We start from the raw sequence: 13,195 nt of genomic DNA on the forward strand, positions 1-13,195 counted from the left end.
ACCGATGTGCATTAATTCACTTTATAGACATCAATATAAACCGTATTTTTTTTGTGAGCATCACCTCGAACGCCTGCCACAAAAATGGCCTTGTTTAACCAGTCATAGTCACCCTTTGGCGCGATAAAATGGGGGGATGTGCGAAAATAAAACGCCTGATCTTCCGCTTGAGGTACCAGCAACCCATCATTTATGACATTGATTAATATACCGTCATCGGTTTGCATCATATAGACAGCATGCAAAGAGGTTACGCCATCATTACGAATAACTTGATAATCTGCGCCGCCTGCAAGCAGTTTTCCCTTTAATTTGTCACCATAAAAGCGTCCTCCTGTGATCGGTATCGATAAGCGTTTTCCGTCGACGCTGTCCCCCATGACAATCGTTTCGCCAATATTGGCTTCAATGGTAAAGCAAAGTTCAGCATTTAAAGATTTCGGCGGTTGCTCTTGAGCGATACATTGACCCATAGATGTTGCAATAAAACACAATGTGACGATGTAGTTAGTTAATTTTTTCATGTTGATATGTTTGAACCTTTGATGATACTTCCTTAATAAGAAGGGACGATATTGCGGTCCCTTCTTATTAAAGAGGATTTGGTGAACGTTAAACATCGACATCTACGCAGCGAGTTGGTCGATAGTTAACTTTAATGAGCGTTACTCATTGGCCCACTTTTCACCTTCTGGCGTTCGGCGCCACTCAAAGTATTGATCAAGTGCTTCGAGTGATTTTTTATCGGGAACGGGACCCACTTTAGGTTGCTGCTGAAAATACATCACTTTTTGGTTTGAATCGCTAAAGGCCGGCCAATTTGGTAGATCTGAGCCATTTGGATTGCCATTTTTAGCAAAATTGGTCCAATAAGTGGCCATCGACTCCGATAGCTTAAAATCGGTTTTCGTTAGCGAGGGGTCTGCACGATTAAAGTTTTGGAAAACATAAGCAATTTCTTGCCCATGAGGTGAGCCGTGATCAAAGTTGGGTGAACCTATTGGATGATCAATATGCTGATCGAAGTAGTAAAGGTAAACTGGCGCCTGACCTTTATCTGATTGTAATCTCGCCCAACTCCAAGTCTGCCAGCCAAAAGCCACATCGCGGATTAAGTTCCTGCCACTTCTGGTGATCTTGTCTTTATCCACTGGGTAGGCTTTTAATAGGCTCGGTGCAAACTTTCCAAAGCGCGTTTCTATTCCCTGAACAAACTGATTAACATCGTTATTCCACATGAAACTTGCACCTTCGTCAGAATTATATCCTATGAGTACAGGTACATCGTTGAAATTACCTTGTTGATACATTTTATATTGATCATCAGGTATGACATGTCCATCAATGACTGGCCATCCTCCAGGTAACGACCATCCTGCTGGAATAAATTTGTCTGCAGGCATTTTTCGAAGTTCTGCAATTGAGCTCGCGCCAAAATGTTTTACATAATCTTGGCCTTCGGCTTCTGCTTGGCTCAACAGTGACATATTCTCGCCAGGATAGTTAGTCGTTCTAGCGGGGCCAAATGAGCCTCCACTTTGCGATATTGCCTTTTGAAATAGTCCCTTAGCAACAGGGGAGGCGGCCAACATGCTTACGGATATTGCTCCTGCAGACTCGCCAGAAATAGTGATGTTTTGCGCATCACCGCCAAAGGCTGAAATATTTTTCTGTAGCCATTTAAGCGCTGCTACTTGATCGAGCAACCCATAATTGCCAGATACATGGTGAGGACTTTCTGCAGATAATTCAGGATGCGCTAAAAAGCCTAACTGCCCAACTCGATAGGCAATCGTCACTAATATAACGCCTTTATTCGCTAAGTTACGTCCATCAAAAATGGGGTCTGAAGAGGAGCCGAAACTAAATCCACCGCCATAAATCCACACTAATACGGGTAACTTTTCATCAGCCGAGCGTGCTGGAGTCCAAATATTTAAGTATAAGCAGTCTTCGCTTTTACCTGAAGGAGGATTTCCTGCTTGTATTGGCGCGGGCGCATAGTCGAAACTTTGTTTTATACCATCCCATGGCTCCGCAGGTTGCGGGGCCTTCCAACGAAGCTCCCCCACTGGCGGCTTAGCAAATGGGACACCTTTAAATATCGCGAGGTTGTTTTCGATTTTCCCTTGGAGTACGCCCTGTTCGACGGTAATTTTCTCCATAGTGTTAGCCTTAACGACGCCAGTATAAATCGTCAATAGTGACATCAAGGTAACTGTGAATATAGTCGTGAGTTTATTCATCTAAATATCCATATTTTTGCAAGTATGAGTTGTTTGGGAGCGTAGCAGGTGGTTAACGATCCGCATATTGCGCAGTAATGACTGGCGCAGGTAATTTAACAGCGGGAGCGCTAACACTTGTCTTGGTGCTAACTTCCAATAAAATGTTTAGCCTTCATGGTCCAGCCGTCAAATTCTTCTAAATTATTTTCTAAAAACACCTGACTATTTTTGTTTTTTTGTTTGAGTTGCCAATCAAGCCACTTAAGGGCCATTCGGGTAAATGAGCCGCCATAAGGAGATTCGTATGTACCAGAATGTCCACCATCAAGCATGTTCGCAAAAGCAATGGGCACATGATTGATGCGGTCGTAATCGAGCTCGGCATTAGACGTTGCAATGTCGGATTCACCGCCAACCAAATAAATGATCGGTGCATGCAACGAGGATAATGAACTTCGACTCGCTGCCGCCATTGACATGTCGCCCATACCAGAGTTGAACATCATGTACGTTTTGATCCTAGGATCCGCTGCGACCGCAAGAAGTTGGGCGCCGCCGCAGGATTGGCCTGCAAAGGCAATCTTATTAATATCAACGGTTTGAAAATATTCGCTGTCTTCATTCATTTGTTGACTGGCAAGCCAATCTACAGCTTTAGGCATCATCTCATTTGGGGCTTTTTTTAGCGGCCTGTCATCTAAACTGCTTTGCATTGAGCCTAAGGCTATGACGAGATATCCCTTGGAAGCTATCTCTGACAGCATACGTTTAAAGGGAAATGAAGTGTCATTACATCCGCCATTTGCAAATACCATCACCGCAAGTGGACCTTCCTTCTCGGCAGCGAGAGCAATATTTTTTGGCCGATAGATAACATAATCTTTTAATGTCGACTCTGTTACCGCTATTGCTTTGTAGTCGCCTGTCCCACCGTTGTCTATCGTCTCGACGCGTTCAATTTTTGCAAAGCAAAGGCTAGGGATGAGGCACATTAGTAATACGAAATTTTTTTTCATCTTAGCTCCATTTAATAACCATATTTAAAATCCTATTTTTCAAAAATGCTGACCTTGGGCATAGGGCAACCTATGGTTGTCAAAAGGATCCAATAAGCATTTGTGATTTACCTTACACTCAGGATTAACGCCTTTTTCAATCCAGATTATGTTTATTTATATATCACCTCATAATCAAAAGCCATATTGTATTACAAATGGTGTGATGTTTACACATTTCGCGCATCCGGTGCAGTATTAACGAGCTTTAACATAGAGGGACTGTGTTTAATCTCGTTGCAAACAACAAGGTCTTGCATGTCCCTTGATACTTAAGGCATTCCCTCGTTTATGGAGGCCGAACATTGTGAATGCGTTTTATGGACGACTAGTTTTATGGACGACTATAGGGAGTTAGGAGTTAGGGTAGGTTGGAGCGGTTACCGAGGAGACTTGAGCCGAGGAGTCATTAGCGGTCTTGCATCGGCATGGCCAATGCTCCATGAGCGATCACATCGTTATACTAATTGGTATTAAGCATCATTAACTAATCCAAATAACTGAATGTACAAGTCGATGTAAAAGGCTAGGGGGAAGGTTGGGAGTAGTGGCAGGGCCAATTTTGTACATATAAGAACTCAAGTCAGCAAATTAAATGACTGTAAGAAGAACTTGAGGTACAAAAAAACCAGCTTTCGCTGGCTTATGACTTAAAAATATAAATTGGTTGCGGGAGCCGGATTTGAACCGACGACCTTCGGGTTATGAGCCCGACGAGCTACCATACTGCTCCATCCCGCGTCCGTATTTAAGTCGCTATAGCTTTTTTACTTCGACTATAAAAGAAGTTGGTACAACCGAGTGGATTCGAACCACCGACCCCTACCATGTCAAGGTAGTGCTCTAACCAACTGAGCTACGGTTGTATAATTTGTTATTCAAAATTGGTTGCGGGAGCCGGATTTGAACCGACGACCTTCGGGTTATGAGCCCGACGAGCTACCATACTGCTCCATCCCGCGTCCGTATTTGAACTTAGCTTTTTTAATTCTGCTATTAAGAATTGGTACAACCGAGTGGATTCGAACCACCGACCCCTACCATGTCAAGGTAGTGCTCTAACCAACTGAGCTACGGTTGTACTGTTGTTTGGCTGTTGCCATCGAACGAGCGCTATATTAAGGGGGATCTTACTGTTGTTGCAAGTAAAAAAGTTAACTTTTTATTTAAGCGGTGATTTGCTGTGCAACTTGTTGTTTTATCCTCCAAGATGGTGGCCTAATCACCATCATCTTGTCATTGCCTGAGTTAATGCTCAAACTGGCTAATGGCGGATCTATGGGTTTGGATGTACTTAAGACGCAATGCAAATAGCATTGCAGCCGAGGTCAGTCCAGCAATAAGTCCTATCCAAAAACCGTGGGCGCCCATCGCTGGCACAATAAGGTTAGTTTGCGCCAATATGTATCCCAATACCATGCCAATGGCCCAATAAGAGACCAAGGTAATATAAAATGCACTACGAGTATCTTTATAGCCTCGTAACGCACCTGCTGCGACGACTTGCACTGAATCAGATAGCTGATACAGTGCAGCTAAAAACATTAAACTCCCCGCAAGGGTGACCACTTCAGGATTATTGTTATAAAGCAGTGCGATCTGAGTCCGAAAGGCTACGGTTATGATGGCGGTCATTAAGGCTAAAGAAAACGCTATCGTTAATCCCACCTTAGTGACGAGTCTTGCGACAATTTCCTTTTCTTGTCCTAGGTAGTACCCCACTCGTATCGATACCGCGATGCCAATTGACAGCGGCAACATAAATACAATCGAAGAGAAGTTGAGGGCTATTTGATGACCGGCAACGACATTTGCGCCCAAAGGCGCGAGCAGTAATGCAATAATGGCGAACAGGCTGACCTCGAAGAACAGCGCCATTGCGATAGGCAAACCATGTTTGGTCATTGTCCAGATGGTGGACCAATTGGGTAGGTGCAGTGCACTGAATGGAGCTAATTGTTCAAAGCGTGAATGCAGTTGCATATAGATAGTCATTGCAATGAGCATTGCCCAGAAAACTAATGCGGTTGCGATACCACATCCCGCCCCTCCCATTGCAGGAACACCGAAATGGCCATATATAAAGATATAGTTGGCTGGAATATTGACTGCAAGTCCAACAAACCCGATGACCATCGTCGGTAGCGTGTAAGAGATCCCTTCACTACATCCTCGTAATACCTGATAAAGCACAAAAGCGGGAACCCCCCATGCAAAACCATAAAGGTACTCAACACTTAATGCCGCTAAGCGAGGTTCAAGATCCATCATTTTAAAGATCTGTGGCGCAAAAAGCAGAAAGGAGATCACTATTACACTGCCAATTATGGCAATATAAGCGGCTTGAAATGCGATAGGCTGAATGGCTTTTTGATCATCTGCGCCATGATGATGTGCGAAAACCGGTGTGAAGGCCATTAATAGTCCCTGCACAAACAGTAATGCGGGGAGCCATAAGCTTCCACCTATTGCGACAGCTGCCATATCGACAGCACTCACTCTGCCTGCCATTGCGGTATCGATAAAGCCCATCAAGGTTTGAGTCACTTGGGCAATGAGTACAGGTAACGCTAATTGGACGAGCTTTTTGGCTTGAAAGCCGAATTGATTCATGAAAGAAGCCTTAATAAAGCGAGTAATATATGTTTACAGGTATTGTTCAAGCTACATCTAATGTTGTGGCAATAACTAAAAATGATGGACTTAACACGATTGAAATTGCGTTACCGCCCCATCTTAAAGACGGATTAGTTACGGGAGCGAGTGTCGCGAACAATGGGGTCTGCCTAACTGTAACTAAGATTGTCGATGATAGGGTGTTTTTCGATGTAATGGAAGAGACCTTAAGCGTGACCAATCTTTGTCAATTGAAGGTTGGCTCGTCAGTTAATATTGAACGGTCACTGACTTTTGGTAGTGAGATTGGAGGACATATTCTGTCTGGTCATATCCATGCTCAAGCCACGGTGATAGAGGTAAGTGATACCGATAGCCATTACGACTTAAGTTTAAAGGTTGAACCTAAGTGGATGAATTACATCTTATACAAAGGGTTTGTTGGGGTTAATGGCTGTAGCTTAACCGTTGGCGAAGTATCTGATAACGGCTTTAAACTGCACCTGATCCCGGAAACCTTGTCGTTGACAAACTTGAGCGAATGTAAAGTTGGCGATAGATTAAATATTGAGATTGATAGCCAAACTCAAGCGATAGTCGATACAGTAGAGCGTGTGTTAGCAAAACGCTTTGCTTAACTGCTTTTAATAGACCTGTTCATCGTCAGCATCAATATAGAGTTCGACTTTTTGATGCTGGGGATCGATATGGGTCCGCATATGGATAGGATTGCAGCATATTCTGCAGTCATCGTAATAGTCTTGGTCGCCACAAGAAAGATCGATATTGATGTGTTGGTGATGTCCACAGTGAGGGCAGTGGATCACTTTGTTAATGATATTCATCTGTCGGCTCCTTGATATGTTATTGCGCTTCTAATTTTCGTCAATAGACATCGTGTTGACTCTTAGGATAAAGGCATCAATTAAAAAGGCATTGGAGGAGGTTTCCTCATCTTCCATGTCGCTGACGTTAAATCACTTTTCTTCCGCTGATCAAAAACATAGTGCTTTGTAAAAGTCCATTGAGGTGATTATCGAGGTCAGATTATTGAACTTAGCTAAATGCTGCCCTTGATACAGAGTATAGTCTATGCCCATGTGATAGCTTATCTAGATGGAGCCTAATAAGGCAGGTTGTATTAGACAGGTAGTAGCCCTGTATTGCTAACTATAAGTAACTCGTTACTTATAGTTACTCAAGGTTACTTATAGTTACTTAGTTCATCACCCGAGTGCTTATGCAGTTTCAGTAACTCTTTACTGAACTGATGATCAAGTTCCGCTTCTAAATTTTGCTTATTAAAAGTTTGTGGTATTAATGCGCTTTGGTTAATGAAACCGTGATAATTTTATGATTTAGTCGGCAGCCTTGGGTAGCGAAAGGGCTGCGGTTAACATGTTTTATGCGCTTCGATTAAGTTGTCGCTAGGTTAAAGTGAGTCGATGACTTATCTATGACACTTAGTCTATGACACTCAAATTAATAAACGATGACAAAGTGGGTTTCTAATTAATTGCCATAATCCGTGATGTCGAGTGCTTATTCCTTGCGATTTACCGTCTAGACCCCTAGAATGACAGCCAGCATTGGGGAATACCAAAACTTCAGTAATGTTTTGCTCTTCATATGTTTATTTTCTTTTTACTAAATAACCAAGTGGCCCTACGTGGGGGTCACCACTGGGTAAGGAATTTTCATGCCTGTAATTACACTTCCTGATGGCAGCAAACGTGAATTTGCTGAATCTGTTTCTACTCTCGATGTTGCTGCTGATATTGGTCCTGGCCTGGCAAAAGCCTGTATCGCGGGTAGAGTTAATGGTGAGCTAAAAGACGCTTGCGATCTTATTGAAACCGATTCTGAGCTTTCAATTATCACTGCCAAGGATGAAGAGGGCGTTGAGATATTACGTCACTCATGTGCCCATTTATTAGGCCATGCAATCAAGCAGATGTGGCCTGAAACTAAAATGGCAATTGGTCCAGTGATCGATAATGGTTTCTATTATGATATCGACCTCGACCACAAATTGACCGAAGAGGATATCGCTGAGCTTGAAAAGCGTATGCTCGCATTAGCTAAAACCGACTATAAGGTGGTTAAGCGCGTCGTCAATTGGCAAGAAGCGCGTGATACATTCGAATCTCGTGGCGAAGTTTACAAAATGGCGATTTTGGATGAAAACATCAGTAAAGATGATTCCCCAGCGCTTTATCACCATGAAGAATATATCGATATGTGCCGCGGACCTCATGTTCCTAACATGAAGTTTTGTCACCATTTTAAGTTAATGAGTGTGGCTGGTGCATATTGGCGCGGTAATTCAGACAATAAGATGCTGCAACGTGTATACGGTACGGCTTGGGCTGATAAAAAAGCATTAAAAACCCATCTTACACGTTTAGAAGAAGCTGCTAAACGTGACCATCGTAAGATCGGTAAGCAACTCGACTTATACCATATGCAAGAAGAAGCGCCAGGAATGGTGTTTTGGCATAATGACGGTTGGAGCCTTTTCTTAGAGCTTGAGAAGTTTATTCGCCAAAAACTTGGCCAATACACTTACCAAGAGGTAAAAGGTCCGTTAATGATGGATCGCGTGTTGTGGGAGCGTAGTGGTCACTGGGATAAGTATTCAGAAGCCATGTTCACTACACATTCGGAAAGCCGTGAATATGCGGTTAAGCCGATGAACTGCCCAGGTCATGTACAGATCTTTAATCAGGGTCTTAAGTCTTACAGAGACTTACCACTACGTATGGCAGAGTTCGGTTGCTGTCATCGTAATGAGCCGTCAGGTTCGCTGCATGGTTTGATGCGCGTTCGCGGCTTTACCCAAGATGATGCTCATGTGTTCTGTACTGAAGAGCAAGTTCAACAGGAAGTGAGTGGCTGTATTAAGATGGTTTACGATACTTATGAAACATTTGGTTTCAAAGACATCGTGGTTAAGCTGTCCACTCGTCCAGAGAAACGTATCGGCGATGATGAGATGTGGGATCGTGCTGAACAAGCGTTGATGGACGCATTAAAGTCAAATGAGATCGAATATGAGATCTTACCTGGCGAAGGCGCTTTTTATGGACCTAAAATTGAATTTACGCTTCATGATTGTTTAGACAGAGCATGGCAGTGCGGAACAGTTCAATTGGACTATGCATTACCAGGTCGTCTTGGTGCAACTTATGTTGCAGAAGATAATAGTCGTCAAACACCGGTAATGATCCACCGTGCAATTTTAGGGTCGCTTGAACGATTCCTTGGTATTTTGATTGAAGAGTATGCTGGTAAATTCCCGACATGGTTGGCACCTGTGCAGACCGTCGTGATGAATATTACCGATAAACAGTCAGAATATGTTGACGAAGTGGTCAATTTGTTTAAAGATCTTGGAATTCGTGCCTCTAAAGACTTGAGGAATGAGAAGATAGGCTTTAAAATACGCGAACACACCCTAAGGCGTGTTCCCTATTTATTGGTCGTTGGTGATCAAGAAATGGAAAATAGGGAAGTAGCGGTGCGAACCAGAGATGGTGTTGACCTTGGCAAAATGCGAATCGAAGATTTCGCGGCCAAAGTTAAAGAACAAATTTCGCTCCGTAGTCTAAATATGTTGGAGGAATAGGTCATAAAGATCAAAAAAACAGATGCGCGCAAAGCAGCGGCAAACAGAATTAACGAACTCATTGTAGGTGTATCAGAAGTACGTTTGAGTGGGTTAGATGGTGAAGTAATTGGTATTGTTAGCCTCAGCGAAGCGCAAGAACTCGCTGATGAAGCTGGTGTTGATCTCGTGGAGATCAGCCCAAATGCCGAGCCTCCTGTATGTCGCATCATGGACTACGGAAAGTTTCTTTTTGATAAAGCAAAATCTCAAAAAGAACAAAAGAAGAAGCAGAAAATCGTACAGGTGAAGGAAATTAAATTCCGTCCCGGTACTGATGAAAACGACTATCAGGTAAAACTACGCAACCTGAAGCGTTTTCTTGATGACGGCGACAAAGCGAAAGTAACGCTGCGTTTCCGTGGTCGCGAGATGGCTCACCAAAGTCTTGGTATGAATCTTTTGAATCGTATTAAAGATGATTTGGCAGAGATTGCAGTTGTGGAGGCTTTTCCAAAAATGGAAGGTCGTCAAGCTGTAATGGTTCTTGCGCCGAAAAAGAAATAGTAAGGCAACCAGAAAAGTAGCAGGGACCTGTTAGGGGCTCTGCTCGCCTTGCGTTTTATTAATGTCCCAATGCGGAGTTTTAGCAATGCCTAAAATGAAAACAGACAAGGGTGTACAAAAGCGTTTTAAGAAAACCGCTAACGGTTTTAAGCGCAAGCAAGCCCATTTACGTCATATTTTGACAAAGAAGAGCACTAAGCGTAAACGTCACTTACGTGCAAAATGTTTAGTTGCAAAGTCTGATGTGCCAGCAATCGCACGTCAACTACCATACGCTTAATTAGAGGAGTAAAGAACAATGCCTAGAGTTAAGCGTGGTGTAACCGCTCGTGCTCGTCACAAGAAAGTACTTAAACTAGCTAAAGGTTATTACGGAGCTCGCTCACGTACTTACCGTGTTGCTAAGCAAGCAGTAACTAAAGCTGGTCAATATGCTTACCGTGACCGTCGCCAGAAGAAACGTCAATTCCGTCAACTATGGATTGCACGTATCAATGCGGCTTCTCGTCAAAATGGTCTGTCTTATAGCCGTTTCATCAACGGTCTTAAGAAAGCGTCTATCGAAATCGATCGTAAGATTTTGGCTGACATCGCTGTATTCGACAAAGTTGTATTTGCAACTTTAGTTGAAAAAGCAAAAGAAGCATTAGCTAAGTAATTAGTATGTATTGCTTGAAAAGGGACCTTAGGGTCCCTTTTTTTATTTTCAGCCCTAAACCACCTACTTCAGTAGGTGGTTATCATCATTTAGGCTTAGCCTGTAATACCATTCCATCTTAATACTTCGTCATTATTGCCCACTCTCTACGACATAAAGACATCACTCTTTTCGTATCGCTAATGAAGTTGTTCCAAGCATCAGAGCAGGCTGCAACGATATCATCGTATCCTTGAAAGCTGCGATTAGCTAAATGATGCTGCCGTAACCAACTCCATACTTGCTCTATCGGATTTAGTTCAGGGGAGTATGGCGGTAATTTGATGATGCTAAGGTTGTTAAACTCATCTGCGAGATCTGCTGTATGCCAACCTGCACCATCCATGACAACAACGGCATGCCTACCTGGTTTTGTCCTTTGTGCTATCAGTGATAGATGCTGACGCATGACGTCTTTGCTTAGGTAAGGAACGATCATCGCTTCAGTATCGCCTGTTTGCGGACAAACAGCGCCAAAGAAATGCGCATATTCGAACTGTTGCTGGCGTATAGCGCGAGGACGAGTGCCTTTTCTTGCCCATAAACGTGTGGTCGTGTTTTGCTGCCCGAAGCGGGCCTCATCTTGAAACCAGATATCAACTCGCTCAAGCGCCACACTACCAGGGATGTTAAGGATCGTTTCCAGTTGGAACTTTTTTAAAAGCCTCTTGGACTTCTATTGATTGCTTAGGATGTTTTGAACGACTCGTTATCCAACTAAAACCTAATTGTTTCAGTAATTTGTAAATCGCGTTTGGATGGTAATCAACATTAAAGTGATATTTGACATATTTTAGGATCGCATCACCTGTCAGTCTTCCACCTGAATCACTCGAGCATTGTTCCTCTATGTAGGCACTGAGTTGCTGCTTTTGACTTGAGGTTAAGTAGCTATCACGTCCCTTATTTTTCTTAGCATCCAACCCTTTGATACCGTTGGCAAGATACTTAGCTACTCAAGCGTTGACGCTAGCGCGGGCAACTTTGAGCCTCAAGGCGACATCAGTACGATTATTTCCCTCGAGGAAGAGAGCGACGGCAAGTAATCGCATACGTTTACGAGGTTCTTTTTCTGCTCTAGATAAAGCTAAAAGCTCTTCGGCACTATAAGTTTTCAATTTGGAATACGGGTTAAGGTTGGTGCGCATATTAGATCATAAATCATTACTAATTGGTATAATTTGCATTGATGGATAGATGCAGTGACCCATCGTACGGGGCAGTGTAATTATTTTCCCAATGCTATAAGCAGGCTAAATAGAGCCAAAAATAGGTTGGGTAAATAAGTAGACGCTTTTGGCCCCCTTTGAGGGGGCTAATACAAAGCCACCTTCTTCAGAAGGTGGATTTTTACTTCGATTTATACTCATCGGCATTTACTTCGGAATTTGAGAGACAAAAAAAGCAGACTATGTCTGCTTTTTTAATAATGATGAATGCTATTTCAATGCATCTAAGTATCTTTCAGCATCGAGCGCTGCCATACAACCCGTTCCCGCAGAGGTGATCGCTTGACGATAATGTTGATCCATCACATCACCAGCGGCAAATACACCTTCAATATTGGTTTGGGTCGCGTTTCCATCGAGGCCACTCTGTACCTTGATGTAACCATTGTTCATGGCTAATTGGCCTTCGAACATTTGGGTATTAGGTTTATGACCAATGGCAACGAATACACCCATGACATCAATCTCTTTGATTGTCTCATCTTTGGTGCTTTTCATCTTGAGCCCCGTAACCCCCATTTTGTCACCAACAACTTCGTCTAAGGTGTTGTCTAAGTGCAAAATAATATTACCGTTTTCAACTTTATCCATCAGACGCTTTGTTAGAATCTTTTCTGAGCGGAAACTGTCTCGACGATGAATTAAGTGGACCTCTGAAGCAATGTTACTTAAGTAAAGCGCTTCTTCAACAGCCGTGTTACCACCACCAATTACTGCTACTTTTTGGTTGCGATAGAAAAAACCATCACAAGTCGCACAGGCTGAAACACCTTTACCTTTGAACGCCTCTTCAGACTCTAAACCAAGATACATAGCTGAAGCACCCGTTGAGATGATCAATGCATCACATGTATATTCTCCGCTGTCACCTTTAAGTTGGAAGGGACGAACTTTAAGATTAACTTCATTGATATGATCGAAAATGATTTCGGTATCAAATTTTTCTGCATGCTTTTGCATACGTTCCATTAACGCTGGGCCTGTAAGATCATCAGCGTCACCTGGCCAGTTTTCAACTTCTGTCGTGGTGGTAAGTTGGCCACCTTGCTGCATCCCTGTGATCATCACGGGTTTTAGGTTAGCTCTGGCAGCGTAAACTGCTGCTGTGTATCCAGCAGGGCCAGAACCCAGAATTAGTAAGTTACAGTGTCTAGCTTGGCTCATCTTTTTCTCCGTGCCTTTAGCGAATTGCAGCG

The 13,195-nt window shown here is 43.1% G+C and carries 11 protein-coding genes, 4 tRNA genes and 1 pseudogene; 5 read left to right on the forward strand and 11 right to left on the reverse strand.

What is annotated here, in order from left to right; genetic code table 11:
* Nucleotides 1–11 precede the first annotated feature (11 nt).
* The 8 genes from K0I62_RS09075 to K0I62_RS09110 all read right to left on the reverse strand — a co-directional run bounded on the left by K0I62_RS09075 (nucleotide 12) and on the right by K0I62_RS09110 (nucleotide 5,839).
* On the reverse strand, nucleotides 12–524 hold the full coding sequence (locus K0I62_RS09075) for a DUF3237 family protein (RefSeq protein WP_220071119.1): 513 nt from the start codon (nucleotides 522–524) through the stop codon (nucleotides 12–14).
* A 141-nt stretch (nucleotides 525–665) separates the two neighbouring features.
* Entirely contained in the window at nucleotides 666–2,246 is a 1,581-nt protein-coding gene (locus K0I62_RS09080) for a carboxylesterase/lipase family protein (RefSeq protein ID WP_220071120.1), read from the reverse strand.
* A 128-nt stretch (nucleotides 2,247–2,374) separates the two neighbouring features.
* Entirely contained in the window at nucleotides 2,375–3,244 is an 870-nt protein-coding gene (locus K0I62_RS09085) for a poly(ethylene terephthalate) hydrolase family protein (RefSeq protein ID WP_220071121.1), read from the reverse strand.
* Nucleotides 3,245–3,947: 703 nt separating this feature from the next.
* A tRNA-Met gene (locus K0I62_RS09090) sits at nucleotides 3,948–4,024 on the reverse strand.
* Nucleotides 4,025–4,072: 48 nt separating this feature from the next.
* Nucleotides 4,073–4,149, reverse strand: a tRNA-Val gene (locus tag K0I62_RS09095).
* Between the two features lie 19 nt (nucleotides 4,150–4,168).
* Nucleotides 4,169–4,245 (reverse strand) — tRNA-Met (locus K0I62_RS09100).
* A gap of 42 nt (nucleotides 4,246–4,287) precedes the next feature.
* Nucleotides 4,288–4,364: transfer RNA gene (locus K0I62_RS09105), tRNA-Val, on the reverse strand.
* 167 nt (nucleotides 4,365–4,531) lie between these two features.
* Nucleotides 4,532–5,839 (reverse strand): MATE family efflux transporter, encoded by a 1,308-nt coding sequence (locus tag K0I62_RS09110; protein WP_434086844.1) that lies wholly within the window; start codon nucleotides 5,837–5,839, stop codon nucleotides 4,532–4,534.
* 86 nt (nucleotides 5,840–5,925) lie between these two features.
* Between K0I62_RS09110 and K0I62_RS09115 the strand changes: the two genes are divergently transcribed.
* Nucleotides 5,926–6,537, forward strand: a complete 612-nt coding sequence (locus K0I62_RS09115; RefSeq protein ID WP_220071123.1) for a riboflavin synthase subunit alpha — start codon at nucleotides 5,926–5,928, stop codon at nucleotides 6,535–6,537.
* Nucleotides 6,538–6,543: 6 nt separating this feature from the next.
* On the opposite strand, the gene K0I62_RS09120 is transcribed toward K0I62_RS09115, so the two are convergent.
* Nucleotides 6,544–6,744 carry a CPXCG motif-containing cysteine-rich protein gene (locus K0I62_RS09120; RefSeq protein ID WP_220071124.1) on the reverse strand — a complete coding sequence of 67 codons (201 nt, stop codon included), beginning with the start codon at nucleotides 6,742–6,744 and terminating at the stop codon, nucleotides 6,544–6,546.
* Nucleotides 6,745–7,598: 854 nt separating this feature from the next.
* Between K0I62_RS09120 and thrS the strand changes: the two genes are divergently transcribed.
* The 4 genes from thrS to rplT all read left to right on the forward strand — a co-directional run bounded on the left by thrS (nucleotide 7,599) and on the right by rplT (nucleotide 10,731).
* On the forward strand, nucleotides 7,599–9,527 hold the full coding sequence (gene thrS / locus K0I62_RS09125) for a threonine--tRNA ligase (protein ID WP_220071125.1): 1,929 nt from the start codon (nucleotides 7,599–7,601) through the stop codon (nucleotides 9,525–9,527).
* A 3-nt stretch (nucleotides 9,528–9,530) separates the two neighbouring features.
* Nucleotides 9,531–10,073, forward strand: a complete 543-nt coding sequence (gene infC, locus K0I62_RS09130; RefSeq protein ID WP_258405145.1) for a translation initiation factor IF-3 — start codon at nucleotides 9,531–9,533, stop codon at nucleotides 10,071–10,073.
* 85 nt (nucleotides 10,074–10,158) lie between these two features.
* Nucleotides 10,159–10,353 carry a 50S ribosomal protein L35 gene (gene rpmI / locus K0I62_RS09135; RefSeq protein WP_011865828.1) on the forward strand — a complete coding sequence of 65 codons (195 nt, stop codon included), beginning with the start codon at nucleotides 10,159–10,161 and terminating at the stop codon, nucleotides 10,351–10,353.
* Nucleotides 10,354–10,371: 18 nt separating this feature from the next.
* Nucleotides 10,372–10,731: a 50S ribosomal protein L20 gene (rplT, locus tag K0I62_RS09140; RefSeq protein ID WP_011865827.1), complete on the forward strand. Its 360-nt coding sequence runs from the start codon at nucleotides 10,372–10,374 to the stop codon at nucleotides 10,729–10,731.
* Between the two features lie 118 nt (nucleotides 10,732–10,849).
* On the opposite strand, the pseudogene K0I62_RS09145 reads toward rplT, so the two are convergent.
* Both K0I62_RS09145 and trxB read right to left on the reverse strand, forming a co-directional pair.
* A pseudogene (locus K0I62_RS09145) lies at nucleotides 10,850–11,918 on the reverse strand (IS630 family transposase).
* A 291-nt stretch (nucleotides 11,919–12,209) separates the two neighbouring features.
* The gene (gene trxB / locus K0I62_RS09150) at nucleotides 12,210–13,163 is read right to left on the reverse strand and encodes a thioredoxin-disulfide reductase (protein WP_220071126.1); all 954 of its coding nucleotides are present in this window, start codon (nucleotides 13,161–13,163) and stop codon (nucleotides 12,210–12,212) included.
* Between the last annotated feature and the right edge of the window lie 32 nt (nucleotides 13,164–13,195).

Source organism: Shewanella psychrotolerans (assembly GCF_019457595.1).
Lineage (GTDB): Bacteria > Pseudomonadota > Gammaproteobacteria > Enterobacterales > Shewanellaceae > Shewanella > Shewanella psychrotolerans.

Bases quoted from the DNA above. Each gene is read 5' to 3' on its own strand.
- K0I62_RS09075 (WP_220071119.1), bottom strand. From the start codon at position 524: ATGAAAAAATTAACTAACTACATCGTCACATTGTGTTTTATTGCAACA.
- K0I62_RS09080 (WP_220071120.1), bottom strand. From the start codon at position 2,246: ATGAATAAACTCACGACTATATTCACAGTTACCTTGATGTCACTATTG.
- K0I62_RS09085 (WP_220071121.1), bottom strand. From the start codon at position 3,244: ATGAAAAAAAATTTCGTATTACTAATGTGCCTCATCCCTAGCCTTTGC.
- K0I62_RS09115 (WP_220071123.1), top strand. From the start codon at position 5,926: ATGTTTACAGGTATTGTTCAAGCTACATCTAATGTTGTGGCAATAACT.
- K0I62_RS09120 (WP_220071124.1), bottom strand. From the start codon at position 6,744: ATGAATATCATTAACAAAGTGATCCACTGCCCTCACTGTGGACATCAC.
- thrS (WP_220071125.1), top strand. From the start codon at position 7,599: ATGCCTGTAATTACACTTCCTGATGGCAGCAAACGTGAATTTGCTGAA.
- rpmI (WP_011865828.1), top strand. From the start codon at position 10,159: ATGCCTAAAATGAAAACAGACAAGGGTGTACAAAAGCGTTTTAAGAAA.
- rplT (WP_011865827.1), top strand. From the start codon at position 10,372: ATGCCTAGAGTTAAGCGTGGTGTAACCGCTCGTGCTCGTCACAAGAAA.
- trxB (WP_220071126.1), bottom strand. From the start codon at position 13,163: ATGAGCCAAGCTAGACACTGTAACTTACTAATTCTGGGTTCTGGCCCT.